The 19,258-nt window shown below is 50.5% G+C and carries 18 protein-coding genes and 1 other annotated feature; of the genes, 16 read left to right on the forward strand and 2 right to left on the reverse strand.

What is annotated here, in order from left to right:
- Positions 1 to 10: 10 nt before the first annotated feature.
- Entirely contained in the window at positions 11 to 148 is a 138-nt protein-coding gene (locus PUP29_RS11450) for a hypothetical protein (protein WP_353423384.1), read from the reverse strand.
- Positions 149 to 374: 226 nt separating this feature from the next.
- On the opposite strand from PUP29_RS11450, the gene PUP29_RS11455 reads away from it, so the two are divergent.
- Positions 375 to 2,075 carry a D-alanyl-D-alanine carboxypeptidase family protein gene (locus PUP29_RS11455; RefSeq protein WP_353423385.1) on the forward strand — a complete coding sequence of 567 codons (1,701 nt, stop codon included), beginning with the start codon at positions 375 to 377 and terminating at the stop codon, positions 2,073 to 2,075.
- 61 nt (positions 2,076 to 2,136) lie between these two features.
- Positions 2,137 to 2,766: a CatB-related O-acetyltransferase gene (locus PUP29_RS11460; RefSeq protein ID WP_079545656.1), complete on the forward strand. Its 630-nt coding sequence runs from the start codon at positions 2,137 to 2,139 to the stop codon at positions 2,764 to 2,766.
- A gap of 106 nt (positions 2,767 to 2,872) precedes the next feature.
- On the opposite strand, the gene leuB is transcribed toward PUP29_RS11460, so the two are convergent.
- Positions 2,873 to 3,934 carry a 3-isopropylmalate dehydrogenase gene (gene leuB, locus PUP29_RS11465; RefSeq protein WP_079545654.1) on the reverse strand — a complete coding sequence of 354 codons (1,062 nt, stop codon included), beginning with the start codon at positions 3,932 to 3,934 and terminating at the stop codon, positions 2,873 to 2,875.
- A 111-nt stretch (positions 3,935 to 4,045) separates the two neighbouring features.
- Here leuB and PUP29_RS11470 point away from each other — a divergent pair, with 111 nt between their 5' ends.
- The 14 genes from PUP29_RS11470 to PUP29_RS11535 all read left to right on the forward strand — a co-directional run bounded on the left by PUP29_RS11470 (position 4,046) and on the right by PUP29_RS11535 (position 19,183).
- Positions 4,046 to 4,855 (forward strand): sugar phosphate isomerase/epimerase family protein, encoded by an 810-nt coding sequence (locus PUP29_RS11470; protein ID WP_079545652.1) that lies wholly within the window; start codon positions 4,046 to 4,048, stop codon positions 4,853 to 4,855.
- Between the two features lie 20 nt (positions 4,856 to 4,875).
- Positions 4,876 to 5,454 carry a 5'-deoxynucleotidase gene (gene yfbR, locus PUP29_RS11475; RefSeq protein WP_079545651.1) on the forward strand — a complete coding sequence of 193 codons (579 nt, stop codon included), beginning with the start codon at positions 4,876 to 4,878 and terminating at the stop codon, positions 5,452 to 5,454.
- Positions 5,455 to 5,461: 7 nt separating this feature from the next.
- Complete coding sequence (locus PUP29_RS11480; protein WP_079545649.1) at positions 5,462 to 7,636, forward strand: extracellular solute-binding protein; 2,175 nt, start codon at positions 5,462 to 5,464, stop codon at positions 7,634 to 7,636.
- 231 nt (positions 7,637 to 7,867) lie between these two features.
- Positions 7,868 to 9,169 carry a uroporphyrinogen decarboxylase family protein gene (locus tag PUP29_RS11485; protein ID WP_079545647.1) on the forward strand — a complete coding sequence of 434 codons (1,302 nt, stop codon included), beginning with the start codon at positions 7,868 to 7,870 and terminating at the stop codon, positions 9,167 to 9,169.
- 99 nt (positions 9,170 to 9,268) lie between these two features.
- Positions 9,269 to 9,403, forward strand: a sequence feature (ribosomal protein L10 leader region).
- Positions 9,404 to 9,424: 21 nt separating this feature from the next.
- Complete coding sequence (gene rplJ / locus PUP29_RS11490; protein WP_353423388.1) at positions 9,425 to 9,952, forward strand: 50S ribosomal protein L10; 528 nt, start codon at positions 9,425 to 9,427, stop codon at positions 9,950 to 9,952.
- Between the two features lie 57 nt (positions 9,953 to 10,009).
- Entirely contained in the window at positions 10,010 to 10,384 is a 375-nt protein-coding gene (gene rplL / locus PUP29_RS11495; RefSeq protein WP_079545646.1) for a 50S ribosomal protein L7/L12, read from the forward strand.
- 142 nt (positions 10,385 to 10,526) lie between these two features.
- A complete protein-coding gene (locus PUP29_RS11500; RefSeq protein ID WP_079545644.1) occupies positions 10,527 to 10,853 on the forward strand; it encodes a hypothetical protein in 327 nt (108 codons plus the stop codon).
- A 1-nt stretch (position 10,854) separates the two neighbouring features.
- On the forward strand, positions 10,855 to 11,289 hold the full coding sequence (locus PUP29_RS11505) for a zinc ribbon domain-containing protein (RefSeq protein WP_079545642.1): 435 nt from the start codon (positions 10,855 to 10,857) through the stop codon (positions 11,287 to 11,289).
- On the forward strand, positions 11,286 to 11,567 hold the full coding sequence (locus PUP29_RS11510; RefSeq protein WP_079545640.1) for a hypothetical protein: 282 nt from the start codon (positions 11,286 to 11,288) through the stop codon (positions 11,565 to 11,567). The genes PUP29_RS11505 and PUP29_RS11510 overlap by 4 nt, the downstream gene beginning before the upstream one ends.
- A 671-nt stretch (positions 11,568 to 12,238) precedes the next feature.
- Complete coding sequence (locus PUP29_RS11515) at positions 12,239 to 12,457, forward strand: hypothetical protein (RefSeq protein ID WP_353423390.1); 219 nt, start codon at positions 12,239 to 12,241, stop codon at positions 12,455 to 12,457.
- Positions 12,458 to 12,561: 104 nt separating this feature from the next.
- Positions 12,562 to 15,849 carry a leucine-rich repeat protein gene (locus tag PUP29_RS11520; RefSeq protein WP_079545636.1) on the forward strand — a complete coding sequence of 1,096 codons (3,288 nt, stop codon included), beginning with the start codon at positions 12,562 to 12,564 and terminating at the stop codon, positions 15,847 to 15,849.
- A 421-nt stretch (positions 15,850 to 16,270) separates the two neighbouring features.
- The gene (locus tag PUP29_RS11525; protein ID WP_079545635.1) at positions 16,271 to 16,924 is read left to right on the forward strand and encodes a response regulator transcription factor; all 654 of its coding nucleotides are present in this window, start codon (positions 16,271 to 16,273) and stop codon (positions 16,922 to 16,924) included.
- 1 nt (position 16,925) lies between these two features.
- Positions 16,926 to 18,338: a sensor histidine kinase gene (locus PUP29_RS11530; protein WP_079545633.1), complete on the forward strand. Its 1,413-nt coding sequence runs from the start codon at positions 16,926 to 16,928 to the stop codon at positions 18,336 to 18,338.
- Positions 18,335 to 19,183 carry a hypothetical protein gene (locus PUP29_RS11535; RefSeq protein WP_079545631.1) on the forward strand — a complete coding sequence of 283 codons (849 nt, stop codon included), beginning with the start codon at positions 18,335 to 18,337 and terminating at the stop codon, positions 19,181 to 19,183. The genes PUP29_RS11530 and PUP29_RS11535 overlap by 4 nt, the downstream gene beginning before the upstream one ends.
- Positions 19,184 to 19,258: the final 75 nt, after the last annotated feature.

Genomic DNA, 19,258 nt, shown 5'->3' on the forward strand with positions numbered 1-19,258 from the left:
AAGTGTATCCTTATTTTTGGCGTATCGTTCTGCGCTTTTTGCGCCCCTTTCGCTCAGTAAGAACGGCAGCTGCACTCATGACTGCGATAGCTGCGATGACAACAGAGAAAACGGCTAAAACTTCTTTGGAAAAGATGATATTAAGCATATATTTGTCCTCCTTTTTCGTTTTGATCGGAACCGATATTTCGATTGTAGATCATGTGCGTTACATCTGAGGTAAATAAGAAAAAAATTTCACATTTTTACTGTATTTCGCTGTGCATAGCCGTTTAAATATGAAAAAAGTGTGACAAAGCGCCGGAACGACCTATACAAAGCAGGGAGTTTAAGGTATAATATGGTCGTTATATCGAGTCTGAGAGGTACTATATTTGAGGAAGAAAATTGCATGGATCATAGCAGCTCTTATGATTCTTGTGCTTCCGGCAGCTGCATTTGCGGAGCCGGATGCACAAGCCTCGCAGGAGCCCGCCGCCTCGGAAGAGGCCCAGCCGGAGCCGGCCGATCCGCAGGCAACGCCAACCCCCGAACCCACCCCTACGCCGACGGCAACACCGGCGGAGACGATGGAAACGCGGGACGGCGGGCCGGAGGTCGATCTTTCACAGATCACGTCGACGTCGGCTATGCTCGTCGATGCGGATACGGGAGAGGTCCTGTTTGCCAAAAATGCAGATTGGACGATTTTTCCGGCCAGTACGACTAAGCTGATGACAGCGCTTCTGGTTGCGGAGAATTGCCAGCTCGATGAAATGGTCACATATACCGTCGATATGAAAACAGAGGTCAATAAATCGGCAGGGAGTATGATGGGCCTGAAGAATCTCGATGTCGATACACAGATATCCGTGAAAGATTTGTTTTATGGTCTGATGCTGTGCTCCGGCAATGACGCGGCGATCGTTCTCGGTATGCATATCGCCGGAACGGAGGAAGCGTTTGTCGGGATGATGAACCAAAAAGCGCAGGAGCTCGGCATGACGGGCACTCATTTCATCAACCCGCACGGTCTTTATATCCATAACGTCGGACAGGATCACTATTCGACTGCAGCGGATATGGCAAAGCTTGCCGTTGCTGCAAAAAAATATCCGGTGATCACGGAAGCGGAGAGCGTGCAGACTTATACGTATGAATCCATCAGCGGATTCTGCCAGATCGAAGGGCTGCCCGCAGATACGATCGAAAACTCCAACTATCTGGTGCATACGCCTGTGTCCAAGCCGGAATACGCCTCATGGCTGTATGAGGGTGCAAACGGCATGAAGACGGGCACTCTGGAAAATATACTGCCGCCCGGGGCAACGGAATATATCAAATCCTATGGCTGTCTGGTCGCATCCGCGTCCCGGAACGGCCTGAACCTGATTGCGGTCATTTTTGGAGACCTATCGGTAGGAGATAAGGAGGCGGGAACGCCGAACGCATGGGCGCGGTGGGATATCGCACGGTACCTGTTTGATTATGGGTTCAGCAGCTACGCAAAGGTAGACCTTGCGCAATACGCGGCTCCGGTGTCGCTCACCGAGCAGACAGAGGATTTTGCTGCCAATGACCCGGAAGACGGAACGCTCGAGGTAACGGCAGATCTTTCTGCGGTCTCGTCCAATACACAGCTGGTCGATGCTGAGACTGCGGCGGGTCTTGCGGATGGAAGCATCAGGCTTGAGGAAAAAAAGAATATTGAAGAACCGCTCAAGGCGCCGATCACAGAGGGGCAGCAGGTTGGATCAGTATCGTATCTTTTGAATGGACAGGAGCTTTATACAGCGCCGCTCATAGCGGGGCGGGACGTCTATCCGAAAGGAGAGGAAGCTGAGACGAGCGAGGAATACGGCGTTCCGGTATTCACATTCGAGTTGTGGTATTTATGGGTCATCATTCCGGCTGCGGCGATACTCATTCTGCTCATCATCCGTACTGTGAACCTTTCACGGCGCCGGGCGAGACGACACGCTGCGCGGGCTGCAGGCATGCGTTATTCAGGACGAAAAGGAACGGCTCCGGCCTCGCGGCGTCAAACAGGAGGCAGAAGCGGACGTTCATCCGGCGGCCGCAGACCTAAGCTTTAAAGACGGCAGTTCAAAGCGGTCCGAAAAAGGGCCGCTTTTTTGGTAGACGGAGGAAATAAAAATGGCTCGGCCAAAAATCATATATCCAAGAACAGGAGATGTGCAGACTGTATATCTGAAAAATGTGATAACACGGCCTAATATAGAGGTCGGCGATTACACGATGTACCATGATTTGTACAATGACCCCAAGGATTTTGAACGAAATAATGTGTTGTATCAGTATCCGGTCAACCACGATAAACTTATTATCGGAAAATTTTGCTCGATCGCCTGCGGCGCAAAATTTCTCTTCAACAGCGCGAATCACACCATGGCTTCTCTGTCGACCTATCCGTTTCCTCTGTTTTTTGAGGAATGGGGGCTTAAAAAAGAGGAGGTGTCAAAAGCGTGGGATAATAAAGGGGATATTCAAATCGGCAATGATGTTTGGATCGGTTATGAAGCAGTTGTTCTCGCAGGCGTTACGATAGGAGATGGAGCTATTGTCGGAGCGCGCGCAGTCGTTACGAAAGATGTTCCGCCTTATACGGTCGTCGCCGGCGTACCTGCCAAAATGATAAAAAAGCGTTTTGACGATGCGGTAATTGCCAGACTGTCCAAGCTGAAGTGGTGGAACTGGCCGGAGGAGAAGCTCAAAAGGAATATTCCGGCACTCCAGTCAGGACGCATAGAGTGTTTGGAAGATTGAGAGCCGGCAGTATGGTATTCCCATGTATATCTGTTTGCTGAAAATTTGTTCCTGTAAAAGAAAAACGGTATGGGATTTGCCCATACCGTTTTAGACTGCTTATTTCTTATTTCAGCTCCGCAAGAATCAGATCCGACATTTCCCGCGTTGAGACCGCATTTCCTCCCGCGGCGATATCTGCTGTACGCGCACCGCTTTTGAGGACCGCTCTGACCGCCGCCTCGATGGCCTGCGCTTCCTTTTCGAGATCAAAGGAATACCGCAGCATCATGGCGCATGAAAGGATCATGGCGATCGGGTTGGCCCTACCTGTTCCGGCAATATCGGGCGCGGAGCCGTGGATCGGCTCATACATCCCAAGCTTCGTAGAACCGAGGCTCGCGGAAGGCAGCATGCCGATAGAGCCGGTAATCATGCTTGCCTCATCCGTCAGGATATCGCCGAACAGATTGCCCGTTACCACTACGTCGAACTGGCGCGGGTTACGTACCAGCTGCATGGCCGCGTTGTCCACATACATGTGGCTGAGTTCAACATCCGGATAATCCTTGGCCACACGGTTCACTGTGTTCCGCCACAGGCGGGAAGTTGCGAGGACGTTCGCCTTGTCTACGCTTGTCACCCGTTTGTTCCGTTTGCGCGCGGATTCAAACGCAAGCCGCGCAATGCGCTCCACCTCGTAATCGTGGTAATTCATCAAATCGGAAGAGTAAGTAAGGTCGTCGCCGCCGCGCTCCCCGAAATACACGTCGCCCGTCAGCTCGCGCAGAATCAGGATATCGAGGTCATCGCCCACGATCTCGTCTTTCAGAGGGCATGCAGCCTTCAGCTCGTTATAAATGATCGCCGGGCGCAGGTTTGCGAACAGGCCGAGACCGCCGCGCAAACGCAGGAGTCCCTTTTCCGGCCGCTTGTCTACCGGGAGGTCGTCCCATTTTTCGCCGCCCACCGCCGCAAGAAGCACCGCGTCGCTCCTGCGGCAGATATCGAGCTGTTCCTCCGGGAGCGGATCGCCATATTTGTCGATTGCGATACCACCGGCGTCTACTTCAGTGAATACAAAGGTATGGCCATATAATTTCCCAATGCGCTCGAGCACGCGCACGGCTTCCTCGGAAATCTCAGGCCCGATTCCGTCTCCGGGGATTCTGGCAATTTTATATTCCATTCATTTTGTCCTCCAGTCATGTAAGCTTTAGATACACATCTATTATAGTACAAAAATAAATTAGACAAAAGAGGCGCTATGAAATAAAATAATAGCAGGAAAGGACGTACAATGAAAACAGGAATGTCAACAGCCTGCTTTTTCTGTCGGCTTTATAATGAAGAAGCAGTCAAAAAAATGGCGGAACTCGGGGTGCGGGATATAGAAATATTCTTTTCCGCCCTGTCGGAATACGAAAAACCGTTCACAGATGAGATTAGGCACATCACGCAGGGAGAAGACATACATATCCGCTCGGTCCATGCCCTGTGCACTCAGTTTGAACCCCAGCTCTTTTCCGCGCACCAGCGGCAGTATGAAGAAGCTCTCGATGTGTTTGAAAGGGTTACGGATGCGGGCGCAGAGGTCGGCGCGGAGATCTATGTATTCCACGGCCCGATGAACGTCAAACGGACCAGAGCATTTCACGTCAATTATGAGTTTACGGGGGAGCGCGCCGCAGTTCTTGCGGAGCGCGCAAAGAAAAAAGGACTTAAGCTCGCGTGGGAGACTGTTCATTGGTGCTGGTATGCGCAGCCCGGATTCGCGCGGGAGCTCATCCGCCATACAGACAGCGACAACCTGTATTTTACGCTCGACGTCAAACAGGCTGCGCAGTCCGGCTATGAGGTTATGGACTATCTGGATGACATGGGCGGCCGCCTTGCGCATATCCATGTATGTGATTACCGGAAAGACCCGGAAAAGGGAACCGTTCCCTGCCTGCCGTTTGAGGGTGAGATGGATTGGAGCGGAATGAGGAAAAAGCTTGACGAAATGGATTATCGGGGGATACTGATGCTTGAAGTCTATCCGGGTGATTACGGCTCTTATGACGATCTGATGCAGAATTATGACCGGGTCACAGAGTTTTTCAAATAAATACCGGCAGGAGGATTTCGATGAAAAAAAGTTTTTATGCCTATCTTTCGCGTATGCGGCACATCAGAAGATGGGGGCTCATGCGCAATAATATGGAGGAAAACGTAGCGGAACATACTTTCTCCGTCGCGCTCATTGCGCATGCCCTGTGCATCATTCGGAATACCTATTTTGGCGGCTCGGTAAGCGAAAAGGATGTGCTCGCCGCGGCGCTGTATCATGAGGCGGGCGAGGTCATCACGGGCGATCTGCCCACACCCATCAAATACTTTGACGAAAATATCACGAGATCCTATAAAAAAATAGAGCGGCATGCAGAGGATACGCTCGTTTCTATGCTGCCGGACGAGATGCGTCCGCAGATCGCGCCGTATGTGCGGCAAGAGGCGGATGAGGAAGTGCGGCTGCTCGTCAAAGCGGCGGACCGCCTCAGCGCATATATTAAATGCATGGAAGAGCTGCGCACGGGAAACCGTGAATTTGAAAAGGCATGTGCCCGCACGCGGGAGGCGGTAGAGGGCATGAAGCTTCCCGAAGTGGAGTATTTTATGGAGCATTTTCTCCCGGGGTATTCGCTTACCTTGGATGAATTGAATTGAGGAAAAAATGGCGACGATCAAAGATGTAGCGTCCGCAGCCGGCGTTTCTGTGGGAACGGTATCCAATGTGCTGAACGGGAAGACCAATAACGCCGGGCTTATCGAACGGGTGGAAGAAGCGATGGAAGCCCTTGGCTACCGTCCGGACGCAAAGGCGCGCAGTCTGAAGAATACCCGGTCGCGTATGATTGGATTCATTGTACCCAACATAGAACAGGCAGAACTGACAGCGCTGCTTTCCGCGGCGGAAGAACGTATGGAGGGATTGGGATACCACCTTACCGTCAAAATCAGCCGGAATAACCGCATATTGGAGCGAAAATGTATCGAGCAGCTCCTGATGGAACGCGCGGACGGGATCGTTCTGTATCCATGCGGGGAAAATGAAAGCTATCTGAAAGAAACCCTGCGTAAAGAGAAAACGCCGCTCCTGTTTGTCGGACCGGACGCGGAAGCTTACGGCGGCTCTTACATCAGTATCAAATACGAAAAAGCCTTTGCGAAGGCGCTGGAGGAATGCCGGCGCCGGAATGAGCGCCCCGCGTTCATTTTGGAACGCGGTATGATAAAAAAGGACGTGCTGGAAGAACTGTACCGGCATGATTTTCAAGGTGAAGCGGTCATACGGCAGATCGACTGCAGCGGAGAAAAAGGATTCCACGCCGCTTATACGCTTCTGGAACAAAGGGAAGATGTTGGAGCGATCATTGCCGGAAACGCGCCGATCGCACGGGGAACGCTGCGGGCCGCGCGCCTTTGCGGGAAAAATATTCCGGTTATTGCCGCGAAAGAACGCAGCTGGATAGAAGATGAGGAAGCATATTGTGCAGTGATCTATGCGGACCACCGCCGGGCAGGACGGTTGGCTGCGGAGAAAATCGTAAAAGCGGCGGAAGAAACTGCCGACCCCTGCCGGGAATACATCGATGCAGATTATAAAACGACAGCAGAGCTGAATACGGGCATTCCGGCGAAAAAAGAAGGCGGAAAGCTTGCGCTGTGCCTGTTTGATTGCCCTGTAACAGACGCGGTAAAACTCATGGCGGATATCTATAGCAGACGGACGGGAACACAGCTTGAGGTCAAAGCTCTGCCGTACGATGCGCTGAACGAACGGCTGGAACAAATCGGACGGGAAAAAAGTGCGGCGGAAGATATCCTGATGGCGGATATCGTATGGATGGAAGATATGGCCCGGGAAAACCGGCTTCTTTCTCTTTCGGGTCTTCCCAAAGGATATGCAGACGGCTTTTTGGATGCGCTTGTCACAAAATATGGAACTTTTGACGGAAAGCTTTATGGGCTTCCCGTTATGTCCGGTGCGATGATGCTGTTCTATCAGAAGGATCTGTTTGAAGACGTCGGTTTAAAACGGCTTTATCGCCGCCGATATGGCCGTGAACTGCTCCCGCCCGCAACATGGGAGGCCTACAATCGTGTTGCAGAATTTTTCACGCGGGAATATAATGAACGCTCACCCATACCATACGGTATCACTGCGATCAGGGGAAACAATATTTATACGACGATCGGCTTCCTGACGAGGCTCTGGGCCTGCGGGGGGGATGTGTTCCGGGGAGGCCGGATATGTATCAACAGTGAAAGCGCGCGCCGTGCGCTGAAAAATTTTGCGGAAAGCTATCGGTACGTCAGGAAAGACAAAATAATTTATAATTACAACGAGGCGGAACGCGAATTTATGAACGGGGAGAGCGCGATGATCGTAAGCTACGATTCGCACATGGTCAATGTCAGCGATTCTTCCAAGTCAAAAGTCGCAGGGAACATCGGCTGCGCGCTGATCCCGGGCAGGAAGCCCGTCTTGGGCGGATGGTACATGGGGATCAATCCATATAGCGAAAGAACCAAAGAGGCGCTTACATTCCTGCAATGGCTCTGCGGAGAGGGAGCCGCCGTTCCGTTTTCGCTTCTCGGGGGACTGTCTCTGCGGACAGACTGCATCCAGCGCGAAGATATGGCGGCAGTCTATCCATGGAAAAAATTTCTTTCGGAAACCTACGAGATCAGCCGCATGAGGACCTGCCCGGGAAATAGAATAAAAAGGGGTGTTTGGTCCGCATGCAATCATATCATCGGAGGAGAACTGGAGCGCTTGCTGGAAGAGAAACAGGGAATGGAAGAAGCGCTTGTAAATATGGAAGCCAGCCTAAAGCAGCTTTAGCATGAAAAAACGGTTCCGCGCGAATGAACCGTTTTTTTGCGCTTTTTTGAACACGAACAAAAAATATAAAATAAAAAAGTAGAATTCTGTAAAAACAAGTTGCACTTCATTTCCAAATATGATATCATGCAGATATGAAACGATTCATGAAACGATATATAAATCTGTCATATTTCACAAAATATTGACAGAAGCATAAAGCGGCGGCTATTTTGCGGAGGGAGGATCAGAATGAACGCGAGAGAAAGAGTGATTTGTGCATTGGATCATAAGGAACCGGACAGGACGCCGATCGACCTTGGAGGCGGACCGACCTCCGGGATCGCGGCGAGCCTTGTTTACCAGCTGCGCCGTGCGTACGGACTGCCGGAACATCCGGTCAGGCTGACATGCCCTTATCAAATACTTGGGGAAATAGAGGACGATCTTGCAGCCTGCCTCGGGATCGATACGGTAAAGCCGCTTGATTATTATAATATGTTTGGTTTTACCAACGAGGACTGGAAGGAATGGACGCTTTTTGACGGAACGCCGGTCCTTGTTCCCGGAAAATTTAATACGGTTCCGGATGCGGAAGGAAATATCATGGAATATCCGCAGGGGGACACCTCCGTTCCGCCGAGTGCTAAAATGCCTAAAGGCGGATTCTATTTCGATGCGGTCATACGCCAGCATCCGATCGATGAAGACCGCTTGAATGTAGAAGACAATTTGGAAGAATTTACGCCCTTTTCAGATGAATATTTAAGGTGGATCGAAACAACGGTGGACGAAGCTTATCAGAAAACAGACAGAGCGATCCTCGGAACGCCGGGCGGCTGCGCCCTTGGGGATATCGCAATGGTTCCGGGCGTGAACCTGAAAGATCCTAAAGGGATACGCGATGTGGAAGAGTGGTATGTTTCCGTCATCATGCGGAAGGATTACATTACGGAACTGTTCGACAGGCAGTCCGATATAGCGGTCGAAAATCTGAAACTCTATAAAGAAGCGGTAGGAGATAAGATCGTCGCGCTGTATCTTTGCGGAAACGATTTTGGTACGCAGCATGCGCCTTTCTGTTCGCCGGAGCTGTTCGCGGAAGTTTATATGCCGTATTACAAAAAGATGACAGCGTGGATTCATGATAATACGCCGTGGAAAGTATTCAAGCATTCCTGCGGAGCGGTAGAACCGCTGATCGGATCATTTATCGAAGCAGGCTTCGATATACTGAATCCGGTGCAGTGTTCGGCAAACGGAATGGACCCGAAGCTCCTGAAAGAGAAATATGGGGAGAAGATCGTATTCTGGGGTGCGGGTGTAGATACGCAGCAGACCTTACCGTTCGGAACGCCGGACGAGGTGAGGGCGGAAGTAAAAGAGAGGCTCGAAATATTCAAACCGGGCGGCGGGTTTGTATTCAACACGATCCACAACGCGCAGGTGGGCGTTCCGGTCGAAAACTTTCTGGCCATGATGGAAACCTTCCGGCAATATGGAGGATATGAAACAAAGAGCTGTTCCCGGAATTCTTCTCAAACGGCCCAATAGACGAGGGATAAGAAAAAACCGCTTAGGCGGTTTTTTCTGCTTTCAGTGAGTAAAGCTTGACAATAGCGCGCCGGAATGGTATGATAATGCTTGCGTAAAATGAATATGCACGAAAAGCCATAGACTCAGGAGCGTAACGCTTAATCTCTGAAATCCTGACGAGGCCGATTTTATAAGAACAAGGTTGCTCTTTTAAAGTCTGCATGGCTTTGAAAGGGCATTTTTATTGAATCCTGCGCAGTGAGCGAGGTGAAAATGTTGAAAGAAGCAAAATTACAGGCAAAACAGGCGGCAGTTGCAGACGTGGTAGATAAGATGAAGCGCGCGCAGAGCGTGATCGTGCTTGACTATCGCGGCCTTACGGTGGCGGAAGTGTCCGATTTGCGGAGCAAATTCCGCGAAGCGGGCGTAGAGTATAAGGTCATCAAAAACAATATGCTCAAACGCGCTGCGGAAGAGTTGAACATCGAGGGCGTGGAAGATTACTTCAAAGGCCCGACGGCTGTTGCATTCGGGTTCGAAGATCCGGTCGCTCCGGCAAAAATCCTGTGCAAGTTCGTAAAGGACGTAAACAAAACAGAGATCAAAGGCGGAATACTGGATGGAAAAGCGATGGATGCTGGAAAGATCGAAAGCCTTTCCAAGCTCCCGTCGAAGGAAGAACTCATCGCGAAGATGATGGGCAGCCTCAACGCTCCGATCACCAACTTTGCTCTGGCACTTCAGGCGATCCCGAGAGGTCTCGCTTGTGCGCTTAAGGCAGTTGCGGAGCAGAAACAATAATGTATTGTGCCGTTGGCACAAAAATGAAATCTATTGAATTTTGGAGGATAATTAATTATGGATAACAAGCAGATTCTTGATGCGATCAAAGAAATGAATGTTCTGGATCTGGCAGAACTGGTAAAGGAAATTGAAGAGACGTTTGGCGTAAGCGCTGCTGCTCCGGTAGCGGTCGCTGCTGCTCCGGCTGCTGGCGATGCCGGCGCTGCTGCGGAAGAAAAGACCGAATTCGACGTGGTTCTGAAAGCTGCGGGCGCAGAGAAAATCAAAGTCATCAAGGTCGTACGCGAAGCTACGGGCCTCGGCCTCAAGGAAGCAAAAGAGATGGTAGATTCCGCTCCTTCCACGATCAAGGAAGCTCTTGGAAAAGAAGATGCGGAAAAATTGGTCGCTTCCCTCAAGGAAGTTGGCGCAGATGTAGAAATGAAATAAGCTTTCTGCAAATAACGCACAAAAAAGCGCAGCTGTGGCTGTGCTTTTTTTGTGCGGGGAATAACGGGAGCAGAAGGTTCCGGTTTGAAAGATACACGTTTGGTGTATAATAAATTAGACTGAAGCAGGGGGATTTTGTGACATGGATGATTCCGTAGAGCAGAGGCTCGGCGATTTTTTGGAGCAAGCCCGCATCAAAAGCAAGGAATTTTATTTAAAAGCAGCTCAAAGTGCAGTAGAACAGGCATATGAGGGCTGCCGGGAGGCGATCGTAATAGCGCGGAAAGCCACGGAGCAGCTGCGGCTCTATGCGGAAAACGGTACGGTCAGCAGAGAGCAGGTAGACGCGGCCGCAAAGGAAGCGGCGCATCTTACGGCAAAGGTAGCAGAAGCTGCAGAAGAGGCTGCAGAGGCAGCGTCGCTTGCGGTATCGGTCGAACTAAAGGAACAGAAACAACGGGAGAAATGATATGACAGTCAATAAGGAACAGGTAGAAAAAACGGCAAAAGCCGCGCAGAAAAAGGCAATGGATGCCGGGCAGGCAGTTGGAGAAGCGGCTAAAACAGCAGCAGCAAAGGCCAAGGAAGGGATCATGGCGTTTGGAAATACGGTAGCAAACAAGTCAAGAGAGCTGATGGAGACGGCAAAGCTCAATGCACAAAAATCTCAGAAGCAGCGCGAGCTTGAGGAGTCTTATAAAGAGCTCGGCGAAATGGCGTATGCGAAAGGACGCCTGCGGGGCGAAATGGGTGAAATGGCGAAACGGATCAAAGAGCTCTATACGGAACTGCAGCAGATCGAAGTTGCCATCAATGCCGCACAATCGACGAAGGAATGTAAGAATTGCGGCCTAAAGCATTACGTAGGGGATAACTATTGCCCGAACTGCGGAGCAAAACAGTGATTGCTATGAAAGCGAAAAAGCAGTGGACGAACGTCATTTCCTACAGCAAAGACGAATACCTCACACGGGAAAAATTCGAAATGCTGCGCAGTGATGTGAAAGAAGCATGGCAGGCGCTTGGTTGGCTGCATCTTCGCATGACCAACGATATTGATACTAAAAATCCATCCCCTCTTTCCCGGCCGGAGCTTATGGGCAGGCTTCAAGAAGTAAAAGAGCAGATAGAGAAAATGATGGCTTCCTGTTTAGACGAGAAACATGAAACAGGCGCAGATTGAACGGATTGCTGCGGGCAGGCACAAAATGTGTCTGCTTTTTATTTACCGTAAAAAACAAAGATGCACTTGCCTGACGCATCAAAAAGGCAGGATGGAACACCGGGAAATTGTCAAAAAATAAAAAAGAAGTTGCGGAAGATAAGAGCAGCAGATATAATAAACATAAAGATGAGTTAAAAGGTATAGTTTCGTGACCGCTCTCTTATATGACCTGTTATACGCCTTTATAGGCGTATTTTTTTATGGTCAAATTTATATACTTTAGAACCGCAGGATCATGCTCAGAAAAAATCAGGATAGGCAAATGCAGAAAGAAAGCGCCGAAAAAACAGTATGATGGTTGGAGGAAAAGCGTAATGAGGAATATGTACTGAATCAAAAGCGGAACTATTTTATGCTTGTTTTTTATAATTGAAACCGCGAAACAGGAGAATTATCCGCTGATCGTCATTTTTTCGAAAATGCATCATTATACTGTTTTTATTTGCTATTATATTAGAACAAAATATTACTCGATAGGCCATACAGTACAAAGAGCATAAAATAATACAGCGGGGCTAACCTCTTTGCTGTTTGTAGATATTGAGAGATAGAGAGGACAGGAACGTATGTTCTCACAGCAAAATTATGATAAAGCTCAGATAAAACCAGAGAAAGGCAGCGATATCAGATTGACAAATAAAGCTTGTAGGTCGATAATCCTTACAGACAGACAGACAGACAGACAGACAGACAGACAGACAGACAGACAGACAGACAGACAGACAGACAGACAGACAGACAGACAGACAGACAGACAGACAGACAGACAGACAGACAGACAGACAGACAGACAGACAGACAGACAGACAGACAGAGGTGATCCTGTCTGTATTTGGCATGCCCTATAGGCCCTGTTTATGCCGGTGGTATAAACAGGGCCTTTTTATATTTCAGGGAATCAACTGAAAAGAATAAGACCTGTCAAACCAAACAGGTGGGAAAGGAAGAAACGATGGGAAAAAAGAAAAGAATGGTTGCGTTCATTGTTTGTGTCGCAATGGCGGTGACACTTTTCGGAGGCGTGGCACTGGCGGAAGATATAAACGGAAGCCATGCTGCAGCAGATGCCGGAGATACGGCGGCGGAAAATAAAACGCCTGCACAGCCGGAAGAGACGGACGAGGGAAATACAGAGGAGACAGTCGCGGAAAATATGGAAGAGACAGCCGGGGAGAAAAATAGGCTGCCGGGCGCAGAGAAGGAAACAGCCGTGCTTGCTGTGGCCTCGCTGGAGATAGAGAGAACCGATGCCGTGTCTGCGGAAGAGGTGATCGACGTGCCCATAGAAGGGCTCACGATCAGCGGAGGGAGCCTGAAAGGGATCGACGAGACGTGGCTTAAAAGCGAATATCCTAACGTAGAAACGCCGAACCTGCGCGTAAAAATTCCGTCGGGCGTAACGGAGATCGCTTCGAATGCATTGCGGGGAACGAGCGCCTATCATATTGTTTCGGTCGATTTTTCAGAAGCGGCAAGCTTAAAAGCCATTCGGTCACAGGCGTTTATGTATAATACCTATTTAAGCGGTGAGCTTGTTCTTCCCGAGTCGCTAAAGACGCTGGAGAAGTCTGCGTTTAACGGTTGTACGGGGCTCACAGGAATAACGCTCCCGTCTGGATTGGAAACGCTGGGAACGACAGACTCAGGCAGCGTATTCAACGGTTGCAGCGGACTTCTCTATATCAAAGTGACGGGCGGCGATCCCGGCGCGGTGTTTGAACTGCCGGCTTCCCTGAAAATAATCGGGAGGCAAAGCTTCAAGGCATGCTTCTCATCGTCGGTCAATACGTCGGTTGTATTGCCGGAAAGCGTCGAATATGTCGGAGAAGAGGCCTTTAAAACAGACGCGGTAACAACGATCCATGTGCAGGCGGCTGATGCATCTGCCTACAATGGCAGAGCGTTCGTTTCAGAAGCGAACAGCAGTGCGTCCTATGCGCTCGACGGCCGTATCATCGTGTTCCGCGATTCTGCCGCACACGGAACTTTTGTCCCCAGCGGATTCAGTACCTATGAAAACGCCTGCACCTATGAATTTACGCTGCAATATGGAGAACCCGCAGTGCGCACGGAACAAAAATTATATGGTCAGCCTGCCAATGTTGTGAAAAATACATTGGGGGACTGGGAAACAGATTCCGATTATGCGCTTCCGGAAGCGCCGTCTGCCGGCGCGCCTGTGGGCTATACGGGCGGCTGGGAATATGACGGGGAAATCATGACGGCAGATACGGTGCTGCGGCCCTCAGGCGATTTGCTGGTCATAACGCAGAGCTTTGTGCTGGAAAAGCCAAAGGTCGTCCCGGTCATAGACGGAGTGGTACAGGATTTTTCGGATACGAGCTTTGACGTCAATGTGTCGAACGATCAGGAGCATCAGGTCGGCGTACAGGTAACGCATCCGCTTTTGGAGCAAAAAGACGAAAACGGCGGTTCCGTTTATTTCAAATACGAGTGGACAGACGTATGGAAAGGCGGAAGCGAGGGGCCGCGTATGGAAGAGGATGGCTTTGGGTTTCCCGGCTTCCCCTCCTGCGGCACTCCTACGATCCCAATTAATGGACCGGAACATGAACGCACACATGCGGGGGAATATTCCGGGGAAGATTACGGAGACGGCTATTACCTGATTGAAATTTACGGATATTACAGCCAGCCGGGTAAAGCCGACAGGCTGTTCTATAAATCAAGGCATACGGCGATTGGAACGGCAGACCCTGATGCAACGGAAGCCGTCGCCTATATCTTTTATGTACAGACCTCTGCTCCGGCGGAAACACCGGAGGTTACAGTACAGGATATCAGCGTACCGTATGGATATAGCGAAGCGGCTTTTTCGGCAGACGTTCAGGAGGAGGCGGGGCACACCTATTCCTGCCAATGGTATCAGGCGGAAAAAAAGGGCCAAACAACAGGAGGAGAACCAATATCCGGCGCGGTAGAAAAGGAATATAAGCTTCCATCCGGATTTTCTGTCGGAGAATACTACTATTATCTGGAGGTGACCGCCTGCAAAACGGAAAATGGAGATACGGCGTCGGCCGCGGTACCGGTCACTTTCACGGTAGAACCGGCAGCAGCGATAGCCGTACCGGATGCGGGCCAGTGGAAATATACCGGGCAGGAAGATCCTGCCTATCGTTATACGGTACAAGGGCTGTCCGAAGAGATAACCATTTCAGGGGCGCTCTCACGGACGCAGGGCGAGCAGCCGGGGAGCTATGCCTACACGATCGGAACACTTGCAGCGAACGATGAAAATTATAGGCTTGTCCTCGCAGAGGAAGCGCCGGAATTCGAAGTTGTACGTTATGAGGCAAAGGCTGTATTTTCTCCCGAAATACCGGATGGAAAGAACGGTTGGTACCAGTCTGAGGTAACAGTTGCTCCGCCGGAAGGACATCTGATCAGTCTCGACGGAAAAACGTGGAGCAGACAGCCGCTTTTGCTGACTGAACAGGACAGCGGGACGTTCACCTATTATCTGGAATCCGTGCGGGAGGATGAAACCAAAGACGCCGTTGCAAAAAATACGGCAACTCTCCTGATCGATACGACAGCACCGGTGGTCAAGGGGCTCGAAGACGGAGCGGTCTATTGCATGGAGGCGGCATTTGCTGCGGAAGATGAGCATATCGCCGGAGTCTTTGTCGACGGAGAACCGGTTTCATTGCCGGAAGAGGACGCCTATCTATTAGGACCGGGGCGGCATACGGTCGTGGTCTCCGATGAAGCGGGCAATCAAACGGAGCTTACTGTAACGGTAAACGCAAAGCATACACCGGGGGAGTCGGTCATAGATAAAACGCCCGGCTGTACCACGCCGGGCAGCGGTCATGCGGACTGCATATACTGCGGCACACGGGCGGAAGAAATCGTTTTGGAAGCCGTAGGGCATACATACAGGGAATGGAACACAGATGCGGAGCGGCATTGGCACGAATGTACGGCCTGCGGAGAAATATTCGATGAGGCGCCGCATGCGTTCGGAGAGTGGGCGGTCGTGGCCGGAAGGCAGGAAAGGACCTGCACGGTATGCGGCTGTCGGGAAACAAAAGAAGTACCGTTCCCCGCAAATGAAAACGGCGGTGCAGATACCACTGGGGGAAACAGCTCCGCAGATGAAACCAAAACGCCGAAAACAGATGATGGCAGGCCTCTTATGCCGTTTGCCCTGCTTGCGGGGGCAGGCGTATTGCTTTTAGCTGTTGGCGGCAAGCGGCGGCGCACTGAAGAATAACGGTCAGCAAAAATATGTATCACAAACGCCGGTCCCTTGAAGACCGGCGTTTGTCAGTTTATAGAACATTGCACACACCTGATCTCTCTGCGCTTCCGATGAATGAATTTGCGGAAAACATTGATTTTTAAGCCTGAAATAACGCTGATGCCAGATTTATGGGAATGCGAAGCGATAACGGCGAAAAGGAGTGCGCTAAATTTGAAAGTTTGTTTTAGCAGCTTTTTTTTCATAAGCCCGAAACGCGGCGAACGGCGGCATAGAGCAGTTTTTGAAAGAAAACAGGCGGCGTTGATACAAATATGATACAATATGGAGTAATAATAGATACAAATAAGACGGCAGAAGCTTGTTTGCTGTGCATTTCAACGGTGACCGGGCCTTTGCCGTACCGTATAGATTGTTGGAGTTTGCAGGGGTTATGGTAAATATTTTGATCGTGGAAGACGAACTTCCGATTTCCAATCTGATTCGTGTGAATCTAACGGAAGGCGGCTATTGCTGCAATGTGGCGAATGACGGAATGCAGGCGGCGGATATGATCGAGCAGAACCGTTATGACCTTATATTGCTCGACGTCATGCTGCCGAAAGTCAACGGCTATGAATTGATGGAATACATCGCGCCGACAGAAACGCCCGTTATTTTTATCACGGCGAAAAACGATGTGGCCGATCGGGTAAAAGGGCTGCATCTCGGCGCGGACGACTACATCGTAAAGCCTTTTGAGATCGTCGAGCTTTTGGCGCGTGTAGAGGCTGTACTGCGCCGGTATCATAAAGGGGAGAGCAAGCTGTCCATAGGAGACGTAGAGGTCGATACGCAGTCGCGGAGCGTAAAGAAAAATGGAAAGCAAATCGACCTTACGATGAAGGAATACGAATTGCTGCTTCTTTTTATCCGGAATAAAAATATCGCATTGTTCCGCGAAACGATATTCGAGCGGGTATGGCAAAGCGATTATCTCGGAGATACGCGGACGGTAGATCTGCATGTGCAGCGCCTGCGTAAAAAGCTGGGATGGGAAAAAATGATCGTTGCCGTATATAAGGTAGGATACAGGCTGGAATGTTAGAATGAGATTTGCATGGAAGGTGTTTTTATCGACCGTGATCGTCATTGCCGTCGTATTTGCGATAGGTGGCTTTATTTTGATTACGTCTTTTTTTGATTCGGCACTTTCCCGCGAAACAGATCGGGCGCTTGAAGAAAATCAGCTGACAAAGCTGGCCTATGAAAGCGCAGCCACCACCTATGTGAATCAAGGGGAAAAATTAACGGATGAGGCTGTCATAAACAGCGTATCCTCCCTCGAAAGCAGCGGACGGAGGGGCATCGTCGTAGCGGACGAAAATTACGAAACGGTGTTTACCAGTACGGGAGAAGCTGCGGATATGCAGCTTATGGCGGAAACGGAAGCGGACAGGACCTACCGGATCGGCCGTACAGGGGAAAGATATGAGATCACCGTGTGCTGCAGGACGACGGTGGGAGAACGTACGGTCTATCTTGAGACCTCGCGGGATATCACCTCCATTTTTCAGGAACGGGAGATGCAGTTCGACACCTATACGGAGTGGAGCATCGTGCTCCTGCTTTTAAGCGCCATCGTCATGCTTGCCGTTTCCATGTTTCTGACGCGCCCGCTGGCGCGCCTTTCGGCTACGACGAGACGGATAGCCGAGGGAGATTATGATGTGCGTATGCGGGTAAAAGGCGAGGACGAGATCGCAGAATTTACACGCGATTTCAATGCCATGACCGATGCGGTGCAGGACAAGATGTATGATCTTGAGAACACGGCGCGCCAGCGGGAAGATTTTGTCGCGAGCTTTGCGCACGAGCTCAAAACGCCGCTCACATCGATCATCGGCTACGCGGATATGCTCCGTTCCAAGCAGATGGCGCCGGAAGAAATGTTTCTTGCCTCAAACTATATCTTCACCGAGGGAAAACGGCTCGAAGCGCTTTCCCTGAAGCTGCTTGAGCTTATGGTGCTCGACAGGCAGGAATTTGAAAAGCGCCGGGTGAATCCGCGTGTTCTTATGGAAGAGATCGAGGGCCTTATGCTTCCCATCATGGAAAAAGCAGGGCTTATTTTAGAAGTATCAGCGCAGAATGCGGTCCTTATGATCGAGCCGGATCTGTTTAAGACGCTGCTCGTCAATCTGATCGACAATGCGCGCAAAGCGTCCGAACCGGGCAGCACGATCGAAGTGTATGGGCATGTCCGTGGCCGCGATTATCTATTTTGTGTCCGCGACCATGGCCGCGGAATACCGGAAGATGAGATCAAAAAAATCACGGAGGCGTTTTATATGGTGGATAAAAGCCGGGCGCGGGCACAGAACGGTGCGGGTCTTGGCCTTGCGCTCTCCGATAAGATCGCACGCCTCCACGGCTCGCGCCTTGAATTCAAAAGTGTGGTCGGCTCGGGAACGCTCGTATGCATCCGCGTTCGCCGGGCGGCTGGAAGGAGGCGGGCATGAGACGTGTTCTGAAATATGTCTGTGCGGCGGCTGTCACCTTCCTTGTGGTCGCGCTGTGCGCAGGACTCCCGCCCTACCTTGCGCAAAAGGGAGACGCGTCCTTTTTAAATATCGTGCAAAGAGATGAAACGGCGGCGGAGTCCTATGAATATAAAGCCACAAAATATCAGAAGACAAAGGTGCTGTACGAAGCGATACGCCTGAACTTTGAGGGAAACAATACCGATATATTCGGAATGGCGGAGGAAACAGAGGAAGGCACAAAAGATACAAGAACACAAAACAACATATCTGTTATCTACACCGAGCAGCCTGCGGCAGATTGTGTGATGACGAAGGCACAGGCAGAGCTGGCTATCGTACGGGAAGCGCGGCAGCTTCAGCAAACAGGGGCGATCCCGAAATTCGATCTCGGAGAGATCGGTTCCTATGATGCGGTAAAGGGCATTGCTTTTCTCCGGGCATACGACCCGACTGTATCGGCGACGGAATTTTATTATTGGGAGGGAAATATCGTCAATCCGAATACGGAAGTGACCTATCGGTTTGTGATCGATGACGAGATAGGAAAAGTTTATTTTATGGCTATTGATTCTCAGCCGCTCCTTGCCGGAGATGCGCACGGAGCTTTCGGAGGATGGGATGAGACGGATATGCACGATGCTGTTGCTGCATTTGCACAATATCACGAACTGAAGCTCGATTATAACAGAGAATATACGGAAATGGATTACTTTGTAGACGGGCTGTATGCGATGACAGAGTCGGAATTCGATATATTGGCGGAATTGATGTTGGAAAGCAGCTCTTTCCGCATGATCTTAAAACCATCGGATATTCTGTAAGGCTCGAAATGTTACAAAAATGATGCAAAACAGATGAAAAAATGTTGCTTTGGCCCTGTACGGTATACGTACAGG

It is taken from the genome of Christensenella massiliensis (assembly GCF_040409835.1).
GTDB classification, from domain to species: domain Bacteria; phylum Bacillota; class Clostridia; order Christensenellales; family Christensenellaceae; genus Christensenella; species Christensenella massiliensis.